Genomic DNA, 17,669 nt, shown 5'->3' with positions numbered 1-17,669 from the left:
TCAGAGCCCGTCCGCGAAACGGCGCAGGTTGTCCCGCCGGCCGAGCAGCAGCAGCTTGTCGTCGGTCTTCAACTCCATCGCGCCGGATTCGCAGGGCAGGAACTCGCTGCCCCGCATCAGGCCGAGCGCGCGCAACTCGAACTTGTCGCGCAGGCCGACACCGTCGACCCGCTTGCCTTCAAGGCTTTCCGGCACGCGGAAATCGACGACATGGAACCCATTCCCGAGGCTGACATAGTCGCGCACCAGCGGGTTGTGCAGCATCTGCGCGATGTGGCGCCCGATTTCCTGTTCAGGCTGGATCACGCGGTCCGCCCCCAGCTTGGTGAGGATGCGGTGGTGCGTGCGGCTCATGGCCTTGACCCATATGGTCGGCACACCGAGCAGCTTGACGTTCATCGTGCACAGGATGTTCGCCTCCAGCTCTTCGCCGATGGCGACCACGGCCACATCGTAATTGCCGACGCCCGCTTCCCGCAGGGCCTGTTCGTCGCGGCCGTCGGCGATCACGGCTTCCGCCAGCGTGTCGGCCACACGCGACACGTTGCGATCGATCGTGTCGATCCCCAGCACATGGTTGCCAAAGCGTGCCAGTTCGGACGCGACGGTGGTGCCGAACGTGCCGAGGCCGATAACGGCGAAACTGCGCGACTTCTGTCTGGCCATGGTGCCCTCCGACGACCCGAACGGGTTAGGCTCTGGACATGAAACGGTCAACGGCGATCCGCCGTGATGTGCAGTGCGTCCACGCGATGGGCGGGCACTGTCGCGGCACGTCATGGGATCGCTTCGGCAATGTCCCCGCGGCGACCACGGCGCCGCTCAGATACTACGGAGGGACCGTTCGCGTCTGCCGCCGTCCATCCCGCACCGCGTTGGGGCGGTCTTTGTCGGCGCCAGCGAACAGACCGGCGGACGATACGCCTGTTGACAGCGCAGCCCTTTGCGCGCCCTTTCGCCGCCCCGTCCGGCTCGGTCTTCGCTATCCCTGCTCGTTATCCCAGCGCATCCCGTCGGGCTGCCGGTGCAATCCCGGCAGATGCCCCGGTATCGAGCGCCTGAAGACACGGCACCAGTGCCACAATCGCCGGCTTCCCGCCGCGGTGGCCAACCTGTTGGGTATAAGGCCGGGCCCGGGCGGGGCGCGCCACGGCCTGCCGCTGCATCCGGCGCGTCGATGTGGTGCATGCAGACGGGGCCGGCATCTATGCGGTTGGCACCGTTCCCCCATCGATAATGTATTCCGTGCCGGTGATGGTCGCGGCGCGGTCAGAGGCGAGAAAGGCGATCAGATTGGCGATTTCGGCGGGCCGCGACGGGCGGCCGATCGGGATACCGCCGAGGCTGTCCATGATGATGCGCCGCCCCCCGTCCAGATCGGTGCCGGCATCGGCGGCCACCCGCTCGGCCAGGCGGACCGAGGCCTCGGTCTCGATCCAGCCGGGCGCCACCCGCACCACGCGGACGCCCTTGGGCGAAACCTCCTTCGACAGGCTCTTGCTGTAGACAGACAGCGCGGCCTTGGCGGCGGCATAGGCAGTGGTCGCCTCGGGCAGCGGCAGCAGGCGCTGGATCGAAGTGACGTGGACCACCACCCCCGCCCCGCGTGCGACCATCCCCGGCACCAGCGCACGATCGAGGCGCAGGGCGGGCAGAAGGTTCAGGGCCAGTTCGGCCTGCCATTCCGCCTCGCCCAAGGCCGCGAAGCCGCCGCCGGGGGCAGACGACCCGCCCAGCATGTGAACGATGATGTCCACGCCGCCCATCCGGCCCTGCACGGCCTTGGCCACGGTGTCGCATCCCTCCGGCGTCGTCAGATCGGCGGCAATGAACAGGTCTTCCGACAGATCGGCAGGCAACTTGCGCGCCGTGGTCAGCACCCATGCGCCGAGCTCTCGAAACAGCGACACGGTGGCCGCGCCCGCACCCTGTGTGCCGCCAGTGATCAGGGCGCGCTTGCCCTCCAGCGCGAGGAAACCCGACATCAGCCGATCTCCAGATCTGTGATGCGGTCGCCGTTCAGACCGAATGTAAAGGTCAGGACAGCCGGGCTTCCGGGGAAATCGCCGGTGACGCGCGCCTTGACCACGGTCTTTCCGGCAGCCTCGGTCGCATCCATCGGCGCCGCGTCGTGGCGATACCTGGCCTTGGCGGCAAGCCACCAGTCGCGGATCGCCTGCGGACCCCGGTGGCTCTGGCCCTCGTCATGGACGATCGCATCGGGGGTGAATGCGGCGGCAAGGGCGTCGCCGTCTTGCGGCGCGCGGGCGGTGAAATAGGTGCGGATCGGGGCGGGGAGATGCATGGGGACGGTCCTTCCGGTTCTCGTTCGACCCAAACATATGGCTGGACGACCATGCAGATAATCCGGATAAAGCGGTATCTTCTGATGACAGGATCGGGATTGTCTTGGAAAGCGGCTTGAAAGGGCTCGAGGCTGTGCTGGCCATCGCGCGGCGCGGATCGTTCCGGGCGGCGGCGCTCGACCTCGGCATGTCGACCACGGCGCTGTCGCATACCATCGGGCGGCTGGAGGCCAGCCTTGGCGTGCGCCTTTTCAACCGCACGACGCGCAGCGTGTCCTTGAGCGATGCCGGGCGCAGCTTCGTCGCGCGCATCGGCCCTGCGGTGGCCGAGATCCGCATGGCCATGGAAACCGCGCAATCCCAGCGCCAGACGCCGTCGGGCCTGCTGCGGATCAACGCCTCGGTGCAGGCGGGCCGCGAGATCGCACCGATGGTGCTTGCGTTCCTGCGGCGGTTCCCCGAGATGCAGGTCGATCTGGTCACCGAGGGACGGCTGGTCGATATCGTGGCTGAGGGCTTCGACATGGGCCTGCGCACCTCCGAGCTGGTACCGCGCGACATGATCGCGCTGCCCTTGGGGCGACCGCAGCGATACGCCGTCGTGGCCTCACCCGACTGGGTCGCGGCCCACCCGCTGCCGCTGACCCCGGCCGACCTGCCGCTGCACGATTGCATCCGGGTGCGCCTGCCGAACGGTGCGCTGTTCCGCTGGCAGTTCGAGCGCGATGGCGAAATCGTGCAGATCGAAGCCAAGGGCCGCCTGACCCTCGACGAGGCCATGATCGCGCGCACCGCTGTCCTGAACGGTGCAGGCATCGGCTTTTTCATCGAACAGGACGTCGCCGATGACATCGCGGCTGGCCGGATGGTTCGCCTGCTGGACGACTGGACACCGCCGCGCCCCGGCTTCAGTCTCTATTATCCGGGCAGGCGAAATCCATCTGCTGGGTTCACGGCATTCCTGGCCATGGTCCGCGCGGCAGCGGCAGAGCACGCACAGGACGACGGACAGCGGTAGCGGAGCGCCGCCAGCCTTCGTCGCATGGCCCGCGCCCCAGCGCTTCGCCGGGTGTGCCGGCCCGGCCTAGGCCGCGCTGTGGGGCCGCGCATCCGGCTGTTTGCCCGCGCGCCGGCGAACGCGTTCGGGTGCTTTCGCTTCCGCCACGCCGTCGCGTGCGACGATACCCGCGACTGACCGGAATTCCTGCGGTCCAGCCGGGCACCGGGCACCCACAGACCGACAAGCGTGGCACGGCCCCGGCCTGATCGCCCGGTGCGCCTGGTGAAACCCGTCTGGCATGCGATCGAAGATGGCGCTGTCGGCCCCGTGCCTGCACCCGCGGTCCGCAGTCCCGACGTGCGGACCTGTGCAAAGGAACGGTCACGCCGACATGGCGACCGGTCCAGTCGCATATTTCGTCACGTCGGTCTTGCGTCACTTGCCGATGTCGAATGACTGCACCGCGATCAGCGCGCGGCGGAGTTGCTCAGACACGAGTGCTATAGCCGGGGTCAGCATCGCACCGCGCCGATGCCCGAGCCGCAGTTCGTGATTGCGCAGCGTCCGGCCGAGCAGCGGGATATACCGCAACCGCCCGGCGCGCAGATCCTCGTCCACGTCGATCCGGGACAGGAAGGTCACGGCCGCGCCGGACCGCGCCAAGTATTTCAGGAACCCGGGCGAATTTGAATGGTACGCCGGGGCCAACAGGAGCCCTGCCCTGCTGAATGCCTCGGCTATCAGCGCGTGGATGATCAGGGATTCGTCCGCGACCGCGAGCGGCCAGTCCTGCAGGTCCGACAAGCGCATGTCCGACCGACTGGCAAGCGGATGGTCGATGGCGACCACGGCCCCGAGTCGGGTCGGAAATACGTCGGCCATCGGCAGGTCCTGATCCTGCGGCAACGCATAGGTAAGGCCCAGATCCGCCTCGCCGGACTCGAGATCCGTTTGCACATCGCCCAAAACGCGGGCACGCACCGTCACGCAGACAGCAGGGTGGCTTTGCCGGAATTCGGACAGGACCCGGGGCAAAAGACCTTCCGTCAGGCCCTGCATGGCCGAAATCCGCACTCGAGCGCCGCCGGTTCCCCGCAACTCGTCAAGGCGGTTCGCCATCCGGTCCGCGTCGCGCAGGGTCTGGCGGATATGGGCCAGCACGACCTCCCCCGCCGCAGTGGGTCGCATCCCGGATTTCTGGCGCAGGAACAAGGGGCTGCCGAGTTCTTCTTCAAGCTGGATCAGGCGCCTGTTGATCGATGAGGCCGACACGTTGAGCAGGTCGGACGCGCCGCGGATGGACCCCGCGCGGGCCACCGCGTCAATCTGGTTCAACAGGCTGGAATGCAGCATCGGTGTCCCTTGCGCTTGTCTCGATCCTAACAGCCGCCGGACCCGATGTACGCTTTTTGCGAACGCGGCGGATGCAAAATGACGCTCGCCTGCCGCCGAAATCGCCGGAACGCTGGTCGGTGACGCGTCCGTGACCACAATCGAAAAGGAGCCGTCGCGCATGGCCAGTGAAATCGAATTGCCGATCGTCGATCTGTCGCCCTTTCTCGGTGGGGATCCGGGCGCGAAGGCGCGGGTGGCGCAGACCTTCGCACAGGCATTCGAGGATACGGGCTTCGCCATCCTCGTCGGCCACGGCGTGCCCGCGACGCTGGCCGACGACACCTATGCGGCGCTGACGCGGTTCTTCGACCAGCCGATGGACGCCAAGATGGCCCTCAGCCCGCCCGAAAAGGCGAAGGGCCGGGGCTATCTGCCCATGGGGATCGAAAGCGTGGCGAAGACCCTGACCGGGGAGACGCCGCCCGACCTGTGCGAGGCGCTGGTCTTCGCGGCCCCGCACCGGCCCGGCAGCGACACCAACATCTGGCCCGATTACCCGCCGGAACTGGCCGGGCTGATCCGGGAATGGACGGGCGAGATGGCGGCGCTGACACAGCACCTGTCGCGGCTGTCCGCGCTCGCGCTCGATTTGCCGGAAACCCATTTCGCGGGACCCTATGCCGACCCTTCGCTCACGCTGCGCTTCGTGAACTATCCCGACCAGCCCGAGGAACCCGCGCCGGGGCAGCTGCGCTATGGTGCGCATCATGATTACGGCGCACTGACGATCCTGCGGCAAGACGAGGCGCCGGGCGGTCTGCAGATCCGCGACGACACCGGCACGTGGCGCGAGGCGCCGGTCGTGCCCGACAGTTTCATTGTCAACGTCGGCGACCTGATGGCGCGTTGGACCAACAACCGCTGGCATTCGACCCTACACCGCGTGTCGAACCCGGCGCGGCACCTGACCGGGTCGACGCGGCGGCTGTCCATGGTGGCCTTCACCGGACCGAACGAGGGCACCGAGATTTCCTGCCTGCCCACCTGCCAATCCGCCGAAAACCCCCCGCAGTTCGAGCCGGTCAAATGCGGCGAATACATCATGTCGAAAATCCGTGCCTCCATGGAGCTGAGCGAAGCCAAATGAACATCCGGGCCGTCACCTGTGCCGCGCTGCTGGCCACACCCGCCGCCGCGACCGAGATCAGCTACAGCCTCAACTGGCTGCCGCAGGGGGAGCATTGCGGCTTCTTCCAGGCCGCGGCCGCGGGCCTCTATGAAGATGCGGGCCTGACGGTGGAGATCCTGCCCGGCGGGCCGAACGTCAACGTCAACCAGCTTGTCGTCGGCGGACGGGTCGATCTGGGCATGGGGTCGGCCTTTACCGCGCTGAACATGGCCACGCAGGGCATCGACGCGGTCACGGTCGCCGCGTTCATGCAGAAATCGCCCCAGACGCTGGTGGCCCATCCCGGCACCGGGGTCGAGACGCTTGCGGACCTGCGCGACCGCCAGATCATGGTCGCCAATTTCTCGCGGCAGGAATTCTGGCAGTTCCTGAAGGCGGAACACGGGTTCAGCGACGACCAGCTTGCGCCCTATGCCTATTCCGCGGCACCGTTCCTTGCGGACAAGATGGCGGTGCAGCAGGGCTATGTGACCGAGGATGCCCATCTGCTGGGCGCCGAGATGGACGAAGACCCGGTGTCCATCCTGCTCGCCGACCACGGGTTCGAGGATTACGCCACCACCGTTTACGGCATGCGGGACTGGATCGAGGCGAACCGGGACGCCGTGCAGGCGTTTCTTGACGCTACGGCCGAAGGGTATCGACAGTGCCTTGACGGGGATGCCACCGCGGGCAAGGCGGCGATCCTCGATGCCAACCCGGATCACACCGCGGCCCTGTTCGATTTCAAGCTCGACCAGATGCGCGCCCGTAATCTCGTGACGGGCGAAGCCGGCCTGCCCATCGGCGCGATGGACGCCGCGCGATGGCAGTCCTTTGCCGACACGATGATCGCCGCGGGCGTCTACCCGGAAACGCTCGATGTCTCTGCCGTCTACGATCTCGGCTTCATGTCCGACTAAGCGCCCCGTCCCCCCGCCGCACCAGCCAAGGAGCCCGCCCATGACTCGTCTTTCCCTTTCCCGACGTCGGTTGTTGCAGACGGGTGGCGGTGCCCTTGGCGCTGCCGCCTTCGGCTTGCGCCCCGGCCGCCTTGCGGCGCAGACCGCGGTCAATTTCCAGCTGTCATGGCTGCATTCGGTCCAGTTCGGCGGCAGCTACATCGCGCGCGACCGGGGCTACTGGACCGATCTCGGGCTCGCGGTCGCGTTGAACCCCGGCGGGCCGAACGCGCCCGTTGAACCGCCGGTCGTCGCGGGCAACGCGATCATGGGCATCTCGGCCGCCGACTACACGGCCGCCGCGGTGGCGCAGGGCGCGCCCTTCAAGATCATCGCGGTGGCGATGCAGAAGAACCCCTTCGCGATCTCGTCGCTTCCGGACAGCCCGGTCAACGCGCCCGCGGATCTCGAAGGCAGGTCCATCGGCATGGCCACGGCCAACACGCCGGTCCTGCGTGCGCTCTGCGATATCAACGGCGTGGATTTCGACGCTATCGAGATCGTGCCGACGCAATACGACGCCGCGCCACTGATGAACGGGCAGGTCGATTGTATCCTGTCATGGGCCACCGACCTGCCGGTCGCCATGATCGTACAGGGCGCCGACCCGATCGTGATGCTGATGGCCGATCACGGCCATTCGGTCCATTCCCAGACCTACATCGTCACCGAGGAGACGCTGGCGAATGATCGTGCGACGCTGGTCGCCCTTTTGCGTGGCGAGGTGATGGGCTGGACCGACTATCACGCCGACACGGACGCCGCCGCAGCACTGACGGTAGAGATGTTCCCCGATGCCGGGCTCGACCTCGAAACCCAGAAATTGCAGGCGGCGCGGCAGGTGCCGCTGATGTTCTCCGACCTGACGGCAAAGAACGGTTTCGGCTGGTTCACCGACGACACGGTGGCCGCCAACGTGGAGACGCTGGCGCTGCTCGGCCAGACGGTCAGCCCCGACCTGTGGGACCGGTCGATACTGGAGGAGGTGCATGGAACCTGACCGGCCCGCACCGCCCGACATCCGGTGCCACGCCGTCGCCAAGACCTTCGGCACGGGCGAAACCGCGGTTGCAGCCGTCGCACCCACGGATCTCGCGCTGGGGCCGGGCACCACGACGGCGCTGGTCGGGCCATCGGGATGCGGCAAATCCACCTTGCTGCGGATGATCGCCGGGCTTGAGCCGGTCACCGAAGGCGCGGTGCGCATCGGTGGGGAGCCGCCCGACGCGCTGCGCCGCAGCGGCGCGCTGTCGGTGGCGTTTCAGGACCCGTCGCTGCTGCCGTGGCGTACTGTGCGGCGCAATGTCGAACTGGCGCGCCATCTGGCCCGTCTGCCGCGCGACGACGATTTCGTCGCGGCGCTAATCGCCATGGTCGGGCTGGCAGGTTTCGAGGATCGTCGCCCGGCGGAACTGTCGGGCGGGATGCGGCAGCGCGCCGCCATCGCCCGGTGCCTTGTTACCGCGCCGCGCCTGCTGCTGCTCACGAACCTTTCGGTGCGGTGGATGAGTTGACCCGCCGCAGGCTGAACATCGAATTGCCGCCGGTCTGGGAACGGCAGGGTGCCACGACCCTGCTCGTCACCCATTCCGTGAGCGAGGCGGTATTGCTGTCCGACCGCGTCATCGTCCTGTCGGATCGCCCGGCGCGGGTCATTGGCGACGTCGCGGTCCCCTTCGCGCGTCCCCGGCGCCGCGACCTGGTCGATACGGATGCTTTTCGCGCAATCGGCGCGCAAGTCACCGGCGCGCTATTCGGCACGGACGCCGCCGGGCCCCGGCTGGCAGCGGCGGCAGAATGACGACCGCGGTGCAAAGCCCGCGCTGGCACCGTCCGGCCTCCGCCCACCTGCGGACCGCGGCGGGCATCGCCGGTGCGCTCGTCGCGTGGGAGTTGGCCGCGGTGCGTCTTGACGGCAGTTTCCTGCTGGCCGGTCCGGTCGATGTGCTGGCACATATTGCCATCCATGCCGGGCTGATGTGGCGGGCGCTGACCGTGACGTTGTGGGCCGCGACGCTGGGTTTCGTCTTCGGCAACCTTGCCGCCATCATGCTGGCGGCGGTCGCGATACTTGTCCCGCGGCTGGAGCGCCCGATACAGGCGCTGGCGCTGCTGGTCTTCTGCCTGCCACTGGTGGCCACCGGCCCGATCCTTCGCGTGCTCTACGGCCCCGGGATCGGTCCGCAGGTCACGCTGGCCGCGTTGGCCTGCTACTATACCACCTTCGTGCCGCTTCTGGTGGGTCTGCGCGCAGCCCCCGCCACATGGTTCGACCTGGTCACAAGCTATGGCCGCGGGTCATGGGCGCGGCTGGTGCATGTCCGCGCCTTCGCCTGCATGCCCTACCTGATTGCCGGACTTCAGATCGCCGCCCCGGCCGCGTTCCTTGGCGCGATGATCGGCGAATTCACGGGGGCGGAGCGCGGGATGGGCGTGCTCGCCATTCGGGCCATGCGCGGGCTGGACGTGGACGCGACATGGGCGCTCGCCACCATCGCCGCGGCAGTGTCCATCGCCGCTTATGCGGCCATCGGCTGGGCTGGTCGGCGGCTTTGGCCGGACCGCCCCGCGATGATCCTCGCCACCTCGCCAATGACTGGAGGGCGCCGGCCCCGGTCCGCCGCCGTCGCGGCGCTGGCCACTGCCGCTGTCGTTCTGGTTGGCTGGCAGGTCGCGATGGATGCTGCCGGGCTGAACCCGTTCTTCGCCAAGCGCCCCGGCGACGTGTGGGATTTCCTCGTGACCCATGCCGCCGCCGCCGAACATCGCGCGCAGCTTTTCGCGGCACTGGGCCAGACGCTTGGATACACGTTGCCAGGGTACCTTGCGGGCCTTGGCCTTGGCGCGTGGCTGGCTTGCGTGTTCGTGACGTGGCCCGGGGTCGCAGGCACGGCACTGCCGCTGGCCGTCGCGCTGCGGTCCATCCCCATCGTCACGACCGCGCCGCTGATCGTGCTGGCGCTGGGGCGCGGTCCGGCGGGCACGATCACCATCGTCGCGGTCATGATCTTCTTCCCCACCCTCGTCGCTTGCATCCAGGGGCTGCGGCAGGCGCCGGGACAGGTGCTCGATGTGTTCGACAGCTACGCCACCGGGCGGTGGCGGACATTGCTGCTCGCACGTGTGCCCGCGATGCTGCCTGCGCTTTTCGCCGCCGCGCGGATGGCGGTGCCCGCGGCAATTCTGGCCGTGACGGTGGCCGAATGGCTGGCGACCGGCACGGGGATCGGCAACCTCATGGCCCTGACCGCGTCTACGTCCAACTACAACATGCTCTGGAGCGCCATCGTGATCCTGACACTGGTGTCCTTCGCCGCCCATGTCGTCGTCGGTGCACTGGAACGCGCCGTCCTGCGGGTCTATGCCCCGGAACAGGTGGCCCGATGACCGCCGCCGCGCACCCCGCTGCGACGCAGGCCGTCATCGACCGCTACGACGCGCTGCGGGCCATGGTCGACCGCGCACTGGCGGCGCCTGCCGGGGACGCCGCCGCGACCGCCCGCGCGGCACCGGTGCTGGAGGCGGAGGCGCGGCTCGTGGACGCCCGCGCCTACGGGGCGTGGCTCGACCTCTTCACGGCGGATGCGTGCCTGTGGATCCCGCTGCATCCCGACGACCACCCGGCCCGCGACCAGGCGCTGGCCTTCGACGACCGCCGCCGCCTGAGCGAACGGGCCTGGCACATGCACGACCGGCAGGCCTGGGCGGTCACGCGGCCCCGGCCGCTCACCCTCCGCCATCTGGGCCCCGTCGCCGCGTGGCCTGAAGCGGAGGGCTGGCTGGCCACCTGCGCGCTCAGCCTGACCCATGTGCGCCGCGGCCCGCCGGTGCGGCTTGCCGGGCGGCAGGTCGTCGCCCTGCGCGACACGGACGCCGGTCCGCGCATCACCGCCAAGGTGCTGCTGCTGCCGGAACTCACCCTCGGCACGCCGCATCTCGGCTGGATCATGTGAGGACGCCATGACCCAAGACACCACCCGCCCCGACGCCATCGTCGCCCGCGGCCCGGACCTGACCGACCTGATCGACCGGCTTGTCCGCCACGACGTGGTGCACCGCAGCCTTTACACCGATCCCGCGCTGTTCGATCTGGAAATGCTGCGCATCTTTGGCGGCACCTGGGTTTACCTTGCCCATGACAGCGAAGTGCCCGCGCCGGGGGATTTCGTGCGCCGCCAAATGGGCCGTCGCCAGATCCTGATCGTGCGCACCGAGGATGGCGGCCTGCGCGGGCTCCTGAACCGCTGCACCCATCGCGGCACGACCCTGGTGGGCGAGGATGGCGGCTGCGCGAAGCGGTTCGTCTGTCCCTATCACGGCTGGTCCTTCGGGCTGGACGGGCGCATCCAGAACCTGCCGGTGCCCGACAGCTACGACCGGCTCTATGAGCGGCCCTTCGATCTCGGGCAGGTCGCGCTGGCCACGCGCGCGGGCTTCGTCTTCGGCACGCTCGCGGCCGAGCCCATGGAGATCGACACCTGGCTGGGGGCCGCGGGCCCGTGGCTCGACCAGCACGCGGCACGCTATCCGGGTGGGCGGATGGGCGTGCAGCGGCGCCGGCTCACGCAGGAATACGGCGCGAACTGGAAGATGTCCTGGGACAACGCCGCTGACGGCATCCACGCCACCTTCGCCCACGCATCCTACAACCATCTCGGCAAGGAGGCAGACACAGACACGGTGCTGGCCCGCAACCCCGCCGACACGCCCATGGTGTCGAAGACCCTTGGCCACGGGCATTGCGTCGTGGACCAGCGCCCCGGTATCCCCGACGGCCCATGGTCCACCATGCGCCCCCTGCCAACGCGGGAAGCCCTGGAGGACGGGCTGCGCGCGAAGGGTGTGACCGACCCCGCCACTTGGGACCTCATGACCGGCGACATGGTGAACCTGTCGATCTTTCCCAATCTCATCTTCGTGGGCAACCAGATGATGGTGGTCGAGCCGGTGGCGCTAAACCGCACGCGCCTGCGGTTCTACCTGACCCATGCACCGGACGCCCCGGAAGAGATCGACCTGATGCGGCTGCGCGTGGACGAGGATTTCCTGTCCTTCGGCACGCCCGACGATTTCGAGATGTTCGAACGCGTGCAGGAGGGTCTCGCCGTCGAGGAAGAGGAATGGATCGACATCTCCCGCGGCGACGGCGCGGGTGACGTGCTGGGCGCAGACGGGCTCGTGACCGGCACGGTCGCGTCGGAAGCCCCGATGCGCGCGTACCTGGCCGAATGGAAACGCCTGATGGCGAGGCCCATCCCGACCACGATCCGCCGCGCGCGGATCGAGGACAGCCGCTTCATGCAGACGATCAGACGCCGCGAGATGGCGAAGAAAGGAGCCTGAGATGCTGGACCACTCCGACCTGCAAGACGCTAACAAGGCGACGATCCGGACCTATCACACCCGGCTGTGGGGAGAGGGCGACCTGTCCGCGATCCCGGTCTACTGGGACCCGGACGCCATGGTCCACATGACGGATTTCGATGGGACCGGGGTCGATGTCGTGCACGAGGACGCGGAGCGGTATTTCAACGCCTTCCGCGACGTGACGACGACGATCCATGCGCTACTGGCCGAAGGCGACCGGGTCGCGCTGCACTGGTCCACGCTGGGCACCCATGTCGGCCCTTACGGGGACATCCCGGCGACCGGCAAGCAGATCACCATGGCCGGGATCGACATCCTGACCCTGAAAGATGGCAAGATCGTTGCCTGCGCGTCCATGTGGGACGGGCTGTCGGTCTTCGAACAGATGGGCGTTCTGAAGATTGGCTGAGGGCACGGCGATGACCGAAACACGTGAAGGCGACATTGCCGCGGCGCTCGCGCGCGATGGCTTTGCCGTGGTGCCCGGCGCGCTCAGCGTGGCGGAATGCGATGCGCTCAACGCCGCGATCGAGACCTGCCGCGCGGCACCCGGTCCGACGCATCGCGTTCTGTCACCAGCGGGCGAGCCACGGCTGGAGAGCGAGCTTTTCCGCTGGGGCGACACCCCGGCCATTCGTGCCGTGGCCACGGAAGGCACGTTGCCACGGCTTGCACGCGCAGCCTTCGGCACCCCGGACGTGATCCTGATGGAAGACCAATGGTTCCTGTCGGAAGCCGGGGCCGGCGCACGCAGTCCATGGCACCAGGATCACCCCTACCACCCGCTGGAGCCGTGGTTCCTGACCATCTGGATCGCGCTCGACCCGCCGCCGGGGCCAGTCGGCCTGTCCGTGGCCCGCGGCAGTCACGGCGGCACCATGTATGGCCCCGTCGAGTTCTCGGCGGGCGATGCGACGCTGGGCAGCGCCGCGGGACAACTCGCACCGGTGCCCGACATCGATGCCGATCCCGGCGCTTGGGACGTGGTCACGCCTGAAATCGGCAAGGGCGACGCGATCGTGATGGATTCCCGCACCCTGCACGCGGCCGGGGGAAACTGTGCGTCCGTCTTCCGAAGACTGTCGATCCGCTACGCCCATCCGGGCACGCACATCCGGCCGCGCGACTGGCCGGTCGCGGAGTTCTGGTCGGATCACCCATTCGCCCGCACCATGGGTGCGCACCTCGACCCCGCCGCGTTTCCGGTGCTTCGGGCGTAGATCGTACAGCGACATGCCTGCGTTCCCGGGTGGCGCATCCGGACCTTCTCGGCGCACGCGGGCATGATACGGGCACCGTGACGCCGACGAAGTGACCGGCGACCGCTGTCACCTGCGTGCTGCCGGGGATCGGCCTGTAGATCACGCGTGTCGATACGGCGCAGAACGAAGGACCCCGCATGCACCGGCGCGTCAGCGGTGATGGCGCTCTCCAGCGCCTGTCCGGCGCAGCGCGTGGAACGCCTAGACGCCGAAAGGAAAGCCCGCCGACGCGCACCCGGCGGAACACCGCCACCATGGACCGGGAAAGTTCTACCCCAGCGGAATAAGCCGGATGCGTGCCCGTTAAAGGTGCGTGGCGATCTGCATGGAGGCAATGATGCACCGCACGGTTCCACAAACGACGATTACCCGTCATCATGTCGCGTCATCCGCAGGCAGCTTGCCAGCGCGCGTCATCCGGCCGTCGCAGCTGTCCGGGCGCCCGCCGCTCGTGGTGCTGCACGGGATCGCGCGCAATGCCGACGTGCTGACCGACCTGTTCCTGCCCGAAGCGGAAAGAACCGGGCGCGTGATCGTCGTTCCCCATTTCAGCGAACAGCGCTGGCCGCATTTCCAGCGCCCCTGCCGTGCCGCGCGCCCGGACCGCGCGCTTCTGGCGCTGCTCGAACATCTGGCGGTGACCGATCCGGGCTTCGCCGGGCCTGTCGATGTCTTCGGACATTCGGGCGGCGCCCAGCTCGCCCATCGCTTCGCGATGCTCTATCCACACAGGGTCGGGCAGCTCAACCTCGCGGCCGCGGGGTGGTATTGCCTGCCGGACGCCAGCATGGCCTATCCCTACGGCCTTGCCGCTGACGGGACGCCCGACAGCCTGGCCTGGGTGCGCCGTCATGGCCAGATGCTGCCGGCCTACCTGCGCCTGCCCGTGCGGGTCTTCGTCGGCACCGCCGATGACGCCCGTGACGATGCGCTGCGCCAGGCGATCCACCTCGATCGGGGGCAAGGCGAGACGCGGATCGCACGAGCCGCAACCTATGTGGCGCGCTTCCGGGCGGCGGCGCATGACCGCGGCATCTGCCCCGACGTGTCGCTGACCCACCTGCCCGGCGTGGGCCACGATGTCGTGCAGGCGATCCGGCAGGGCGGCCTCGCCGCGCGTGTGACGGCCGCCGAAGTGCCCGTTTTTGCTTCGGCAAGCTGATCCCGCCCCATTCCCTAAAGGACACCCCATGACCGACCCCGTTCTGTCCCATCTCGATGCCGCCAAGTGGACGTTTTCGACCCGCCGCGTGGATCGCGCCTGCGTGGCGGGAAGCGACCGGGATTTCGCCGCCGCCCGCCCCGGCGACCTGATCCTTGCGCAGGTGCACCAGCTTGGCCAGCACCAGCGCGTGCAACTCGTCACCGGGCGGCCATCGCTCTTATATCCCGGCGACCTGGTGGTGCTGGCCTGCGGTGCGCGTTACGCGCCGGACCAGTTCGAAGGTCATGCCAAGATCGACCCGGATGGCGCCGACCTGCTGGCCGGTGGCGGGTGCATCGGCCGCATGGTCGCGCGCAACGAGCGGATCAAGCCGGCCACGAAGATGATGCCCGTCGCCCGGCTGCTGGATGCGCAGGGTGCGCCAGTGAACCTCGGCCGGTTCGCGCTGCCGCCCGCCGACTTAAGCCCGGAGAACCCCAAGATTCCCGCGATCTTCGTTCTCGGCGCCGCCATGAACTCTGGCAAGACACTTGCGACGGCGCAACTGTCGCTCGGGTTGCGGCACGCGGGATACCGTGTCGCGGCGCTCAAGGGCACGGGCACCGGGGCCTTCGGGGATGTCAACGAATACGCGGATACCGGGGCGCATTGGGTCGCGGACTTCACCGACGCCGGAATGGTGACCACCTACCGCGAGCCCCTTGCACGCGTTAAGGCGGGGATGGAGCTGCTGCTCGACCACGCCTCGCAACGCGGCTGCCAGATCGCGGTCATGGAAATCGCCGACGGCCTGTTCCAGCGTGAAACCGGTGCTCTGATCGCGGACCCGTGGTTTTCCGACCGGTTGGCCGGACTGGTCTTCGCCTGCGGCGATGCCGTTGCCGCCGCGGGCGGCGTGGCGGTGCTGGATCACCACGGGCTGCGCCCGGATGTTCTGACAGGAATCCTGAGCTGTTCGCCCATGGCCGCAGCCGAGGCCGAGGCCGCGACCGGGGTTCCCGTCCTGCGCAAGGACGACCTGGCCGATCCGGCCGAGGCGAACGGACTCGCCATGCGCGCGCTGATCGCACCGCGACAGGCCGCGTGATGGCGCTGCCGGCGATTTTCAACCGCGACCGGGGGCGGCGTCTTGCCGCCATCGCCGCGCTGGTCTTGTTCCAGGGATGTGCCGCGGGCGGTGCCGCCTTCGCCACGCGCGCCTTGTTTGCCGCGATGCATGGCGGCGACGCGCTTCCCCCGGCCGCGCTGGCCGCGCTTGTCGCAGCCGGGGCGGTCATCGCGCTGACGCGTGTCGCCGCACGGGTTCTCGGTGAACGGCTTGGCCAGGACTATGCCCGCGAGGTCCGCGCCGCCCTGTTCGACCGCGCCGCCCGCATGCCGGCCCGCGCCGTGGCGGAACGCCGCGCCGGATACATGTCCCTGCGCTTCGTCGGCGACATGACGGCGTTCCGCAACTGGATCGGCCTGGGCATCCCGCGCCTGGTCGCCGGGGCCATCCTGATCCCGGCGACGCTCATGATCCTCGTGCTGCTGGACCCTGTCTTCGGGCTTGTCGTCCTGCCGATCATCGGCGTGACGCTGCTTTGCAGCCTGGCCGGCGGTCGGCGGCTTGTGGGGCTGCAACGGACGCTGCGGCAACGCCGTGCACGGATCGCGGCGGACATGGCCGAGCGGATGCCGCTTGCACCGCATCTCGACCGCCTGGGGCGCCGCGGAAAGGAACTCGCATTGCTGGACAAGCGCACCGACGCCTTGATCCGTGCCGCCCTGCGTCATCGACGGCTTGCGGAAACGCTTCGGGCGTTGCCCGAACTTGCGGGCGGGCTGGCTGCCGCGCTGCTGATCCTTGCCGGGTACGCGCAGGGCGTCCCGCCCGCGGGCATCGCCGCGGCGCTGGCCACGATGGGCCTTCTGCTTGGACCGCTGCGCGATCTGGGCGGGGTGTTGAACCACCGGGCCGCCTATCGTGCCGCAGCCATCAAGGCCGAGGCGGCACTGGCCCGCAAGACGCGGGATCTCTATCGCGGGGGCCGCGCCGTCGGACAGGGGCCGATCGACGTGACCTTCGAAGGGGTCGCCCTGCCGTCCGGCCGGACGCTCGACATGCACATCGATGGCGGCGCCGAGATCAGCCTTCCCCTCGACGAGCTTGATTGCCAGGCCGTCGGCGACGCCCTCTTGGGGCTGGATGACCTGCCGCGCGGGCGCATCCTGCTTTCCGGCGTCGATCTGCGCGACCTGAGCCGCGGCAGCCTGCGGCGCGGGGTGCTGCGTATCGGCACGTCGCCCGAGATCCTGCAGGGCTCGCTCCGCCGTGTGCTGTTGATGGGGGTGACGCGCCGCATCGGTGACCCTGCCCTTGCCGATCTCGCGGCGTCGGTCGGGCTTGGCCCGGCACTTGCGCGTCTTGGCGGTCTCGACGGAACGGTCCGCGAAGGCGGGGGAAACCTGACACGGGCGGAGCGTGTCAGCCTGTGCATCGCCAGGGCGCACCTGATCCGGCCGCGTCTGGTCATCGTCGATGCGTCCTGTGACGCCGCCATGCATGACCGGATCGACGCCTATGTCGGGACGCGTTCTGCCACGGTCATCCGGCAAGGCAGCGAACGGACCTGCGGTCGAACGGGCGGTACGGCGATTGCAGCGCGACAGGCACGGGAATGCCGCCACCTTTTGCCGCAGACATAGTGGCCGTCATCCGCCAGCCGCAGAACTGGAAGCAGCCCACATGGTGCAACTCGCCGAACGCCCCGCAACTGACCGGAAGCTCCGGCCCATGTTCCCTCAAGCCCTTGGGAAAGGGCGTTGATCGTTAGGGCTGCGATACGAAGGTCCGCGACGCCCCGGCAACCGGCGCGTTCGACCGGTCCCTTCCCGCGCCACGCATCGTGATCTGGGGCACGATCTCCGCGGGCTTGCAACGCGGCCGCATGCGCGGCCGGGCTTTCGGGCGGTCGTGCAGGAAGCGGCCCGTCAGCCATCAAGGAAGCCGCGGCCGTCCCCGGCCGTGGCACCGATCCCCGTCAGGCGCCGCGGCCTAGGCCGTGTCTGCAATCAAGGGATTCCCGTTTGGTCTCATTTCTGATTCAAGATCGAAAACGGAG

General features: G+C 68.6%; 16 protein-coding genes and 1 pseudogene. 13 read left to right on the top strand and 4 right to left on the bottom strand.

Features of this window, described 5'->3' with window-relative positions:
• The 3 genes from DDE13_RS14580 to DDE13_RS14570 all read right to left on the bottom strand — a co-directional run bounded on the left by DDE13_RS14580 (position 1) and on the right by DDE13_RS14570 (position 2,305).
• Positions 1-666 (bottom strand): potassium channel family protein, encoded by a 666-nt coding sequence (locus DDE13_RS14580; RefSeq protein ID WP_111405025.1) that lies wholly within the window; start codon positions 664-666, stop codon positions 1-3.
• Between the two features lie 539 nt (positions 667-1,205).
• Positions 1,206-1,985 carry an SDR family oxidoreductase gene (locus DDE13_RS14575; RefSeq protein WP_111405024.1) on the bottom strand — a complete coding sequence of 260 codons (780 nt, stop codon included), beginning with the start codon at positions 1,983-1,985 and terminating at the stop codon, positions 1,206-1,208.
• Positions 1,985-2,305 (bottom strand): nuclear transport factor 2 family protein, encoded by a 321-nt coding sequence (locus DDE13_RS14570; protein ID WP_111405023.1) that lies wholly within the window; start codon positions 2,303-2,305, stop codon positions 1,985-1,987. The genes DDE13_RS14575 and DDE13_RS14570 overlap by 1 nt, the downstream gene beginning before the upstream one ends.
• A 104-nt stretch (positions 2,306-2,409) precedes the next feature.
• Between DDE13_RS14570 and DDE13_RS14565 the strand changes: the two genes are divergently transcribed.
• Positions 2,410-3,324: a LysR family transcriptional regulator gene (locus DDE13_RS14565; protein ID WP_111405022.1), complete on the top strand. Its 915-nt coding sequence runs from the start codon at positions 2,410-2,412 to the stop codon at positions 3,322-3,324.
• Positions 3,325-3,741: 417 nt separating this feature from the next.
• Here the strand turns inward: DDE13_RS14565 and DDE13_RS22935 are convergent, their stop codons facing one another.
• Entirely contained in the window at positions 3,742-4,659 is a 918-nt protein-coding gene (locus DDE13_RS22935; protein WP_162631025.1) for a LysR family transcriptional regulator, read from the bottom strand.
• Positions 4,660-4,819: 160 nt separating this feature from the next.
• Here DDE13_RS22935 and DDE13_RS14550 point away from each other — a divergent pair, with 160 nt between their 5' ends.
• From DDE13_RS14550 to DDE13_RS14495, 12 genes and pseudogenes are all read left to right on the top strand, one after another.
• Positions 4,820-5,788, top strand: coding sequence for an isopenicillin N synthase family dioxygenase (locus DDE13_RS14550; RefSeq protein ID WP_111405020.1), 969 nt, complete (start codon positions 4,820-4,822; stop codon positions 5,786-5,788).
• Positions 5,785-6,732: an ABC transporter substrate-binding protein gene (locus DDE13_RS14545; protein ID WP_111405019.1), complete on the top strand. Its 948-nt coding sequence runs from the start codon at positions 5,785-5,787 to the stop codon at positions 6,730-6,732. Before DDE13_RS14550 ends, DDE13_RS14545 begins: the two co-directional genes overlap by 4 nt.
• Positions 6,733-6,772: 40 nt before the next feature.
• A complete protein-coding gene (locus tag DDE13_RS14540; protein WP_111405018.1) occupies positions 6,773-7,771 on the top strand; it encodes an ABC transporter substrate-binding protein in 999 nt (332 codons plus the stop codon).
• Positions 7,761-8,572: pseudogene (locus DDE13_RS14535) on the top strand (ABC transporter ATP-binding protein). Before DDE13_RS14540 ends, DDE13_RS14535 begins: the two are co-directional and overlap by 11 nt.
• A complete protein-coding gene (locus tag DDE13_RS14530) occupies positions 8,569-10,158 on the top strand; it encodes an ABC transporter permease (RefSeq protein ID WP_111405017.1) in 1,590 nt (529 codons plus the stop codon). Before DDE13_RS14535 ends, DDE13_RS14530 begins: the two are co-directional and overlap by 4 nt.
• A complete protein-coding gene (locus DDE13_RS14525; RefSeq protein WP_111405016.1) occupies positions 10,155-10,724 on the top strand; it encodes an aromatic-ring-hydroxylating dioxygenase subunit beta in 570 nt (189 codons plus the stop codon). Before DDE13_RS14530 ends, DDE13_RS14525 begins: the two co-directional genes overlap by 4 nt.
• Before the next feature lie 7 nt (positions 10,725-10,731).
• Complete coding sequence (locus DDE13_RS14520; RefSeq protein ID WP_162631024.1) at positions 10,732-12,114, top strand: aromatic ring-hydroxylating oxygenase subunit alpha; 1,383 nt, start codon at positions 10,732-10,734, stop codon at positions 12,112-12,114.
• A 1-nt stretch (position 12,115) separates the two neighbouring features.
• Positions 12,116-12,547 (top strand): ester cyclase, encoded by a 432-nt coding sequence (locus tag DDE13_RS14515; protein WP_111405014.1) that lies wholly within the window; start codon positions 12,116-12,118, stop codon positions 12,545-12,547.
• 10 nt (positions 12,548-12,557) lie between these two features.
• Positions 12,558-13,358, top strand: a complete 801-nt coding sequence (locus DDE13_RS14510; RefSeq protein WP_111405013.1) for a phytanoyl-CoA dioxygenase family protein — start codon at positions 12,558-12,560, stop codon at positions 13,356-13,358.
• A 442-nt stretch (positions 13,359-13,800) separates the two neighbouring features.
• Positions 13,801-14,562 (top strand): alpha/beta fold hydrolase, encoded by a 762-nt coding sequence (locus tag DDE13_RS14505; protein WP_111405012.1) that lies wholly within the window; start codon positions 13,801-13,803, stop codon positions 14,560-14,562.
• A 28-nt stretch (positions 14,563-14,590) separates the two neighbouring features.
• On the top strand, positions 14,591-15,652 hold the full coding sequence (locus DDE13_RS14500) for a DUF1611 domain-containing protein (RefSeq protein WP_111405011.1): 1,062 nt from the start codon (positions 14,591-14,593) through the stop codon (positions 15,650-15,652).
• Positions 15,652-17,253, top strand: coding sequence for an ABC transporter transmembrane domain-containing protein (locus DDE13_RS14495; protein WP_111405010.1), 1,602 nt, complete (start codon positions 15,652-15,654; stop codon positions 17,251-17,253). The genes DDE13_RS14500 and DDE13_RS14495 overlap by 1 nt, the downstream gene beginning before the upstream one ends.
• Positions 17,254-17,669 lie beyond the last annotated feature (416 nt).

Origin of the sequence: Meridianimarinicoccus zhengii (genome assembly GCF_003254465.1) — a bacterium.
GTDB classification, from domain to species: domain Bacteria; phylum Pseudomonadota; class Alphaproteobacteria; order Rhodobacterales; family Rhodobacteraceae; genus Meridianimarinicoccus; species Meridianimarinicoccus zhengii.
This window is presented reverse-complemented; position numbering and strand designations above follow the sequence as displayed.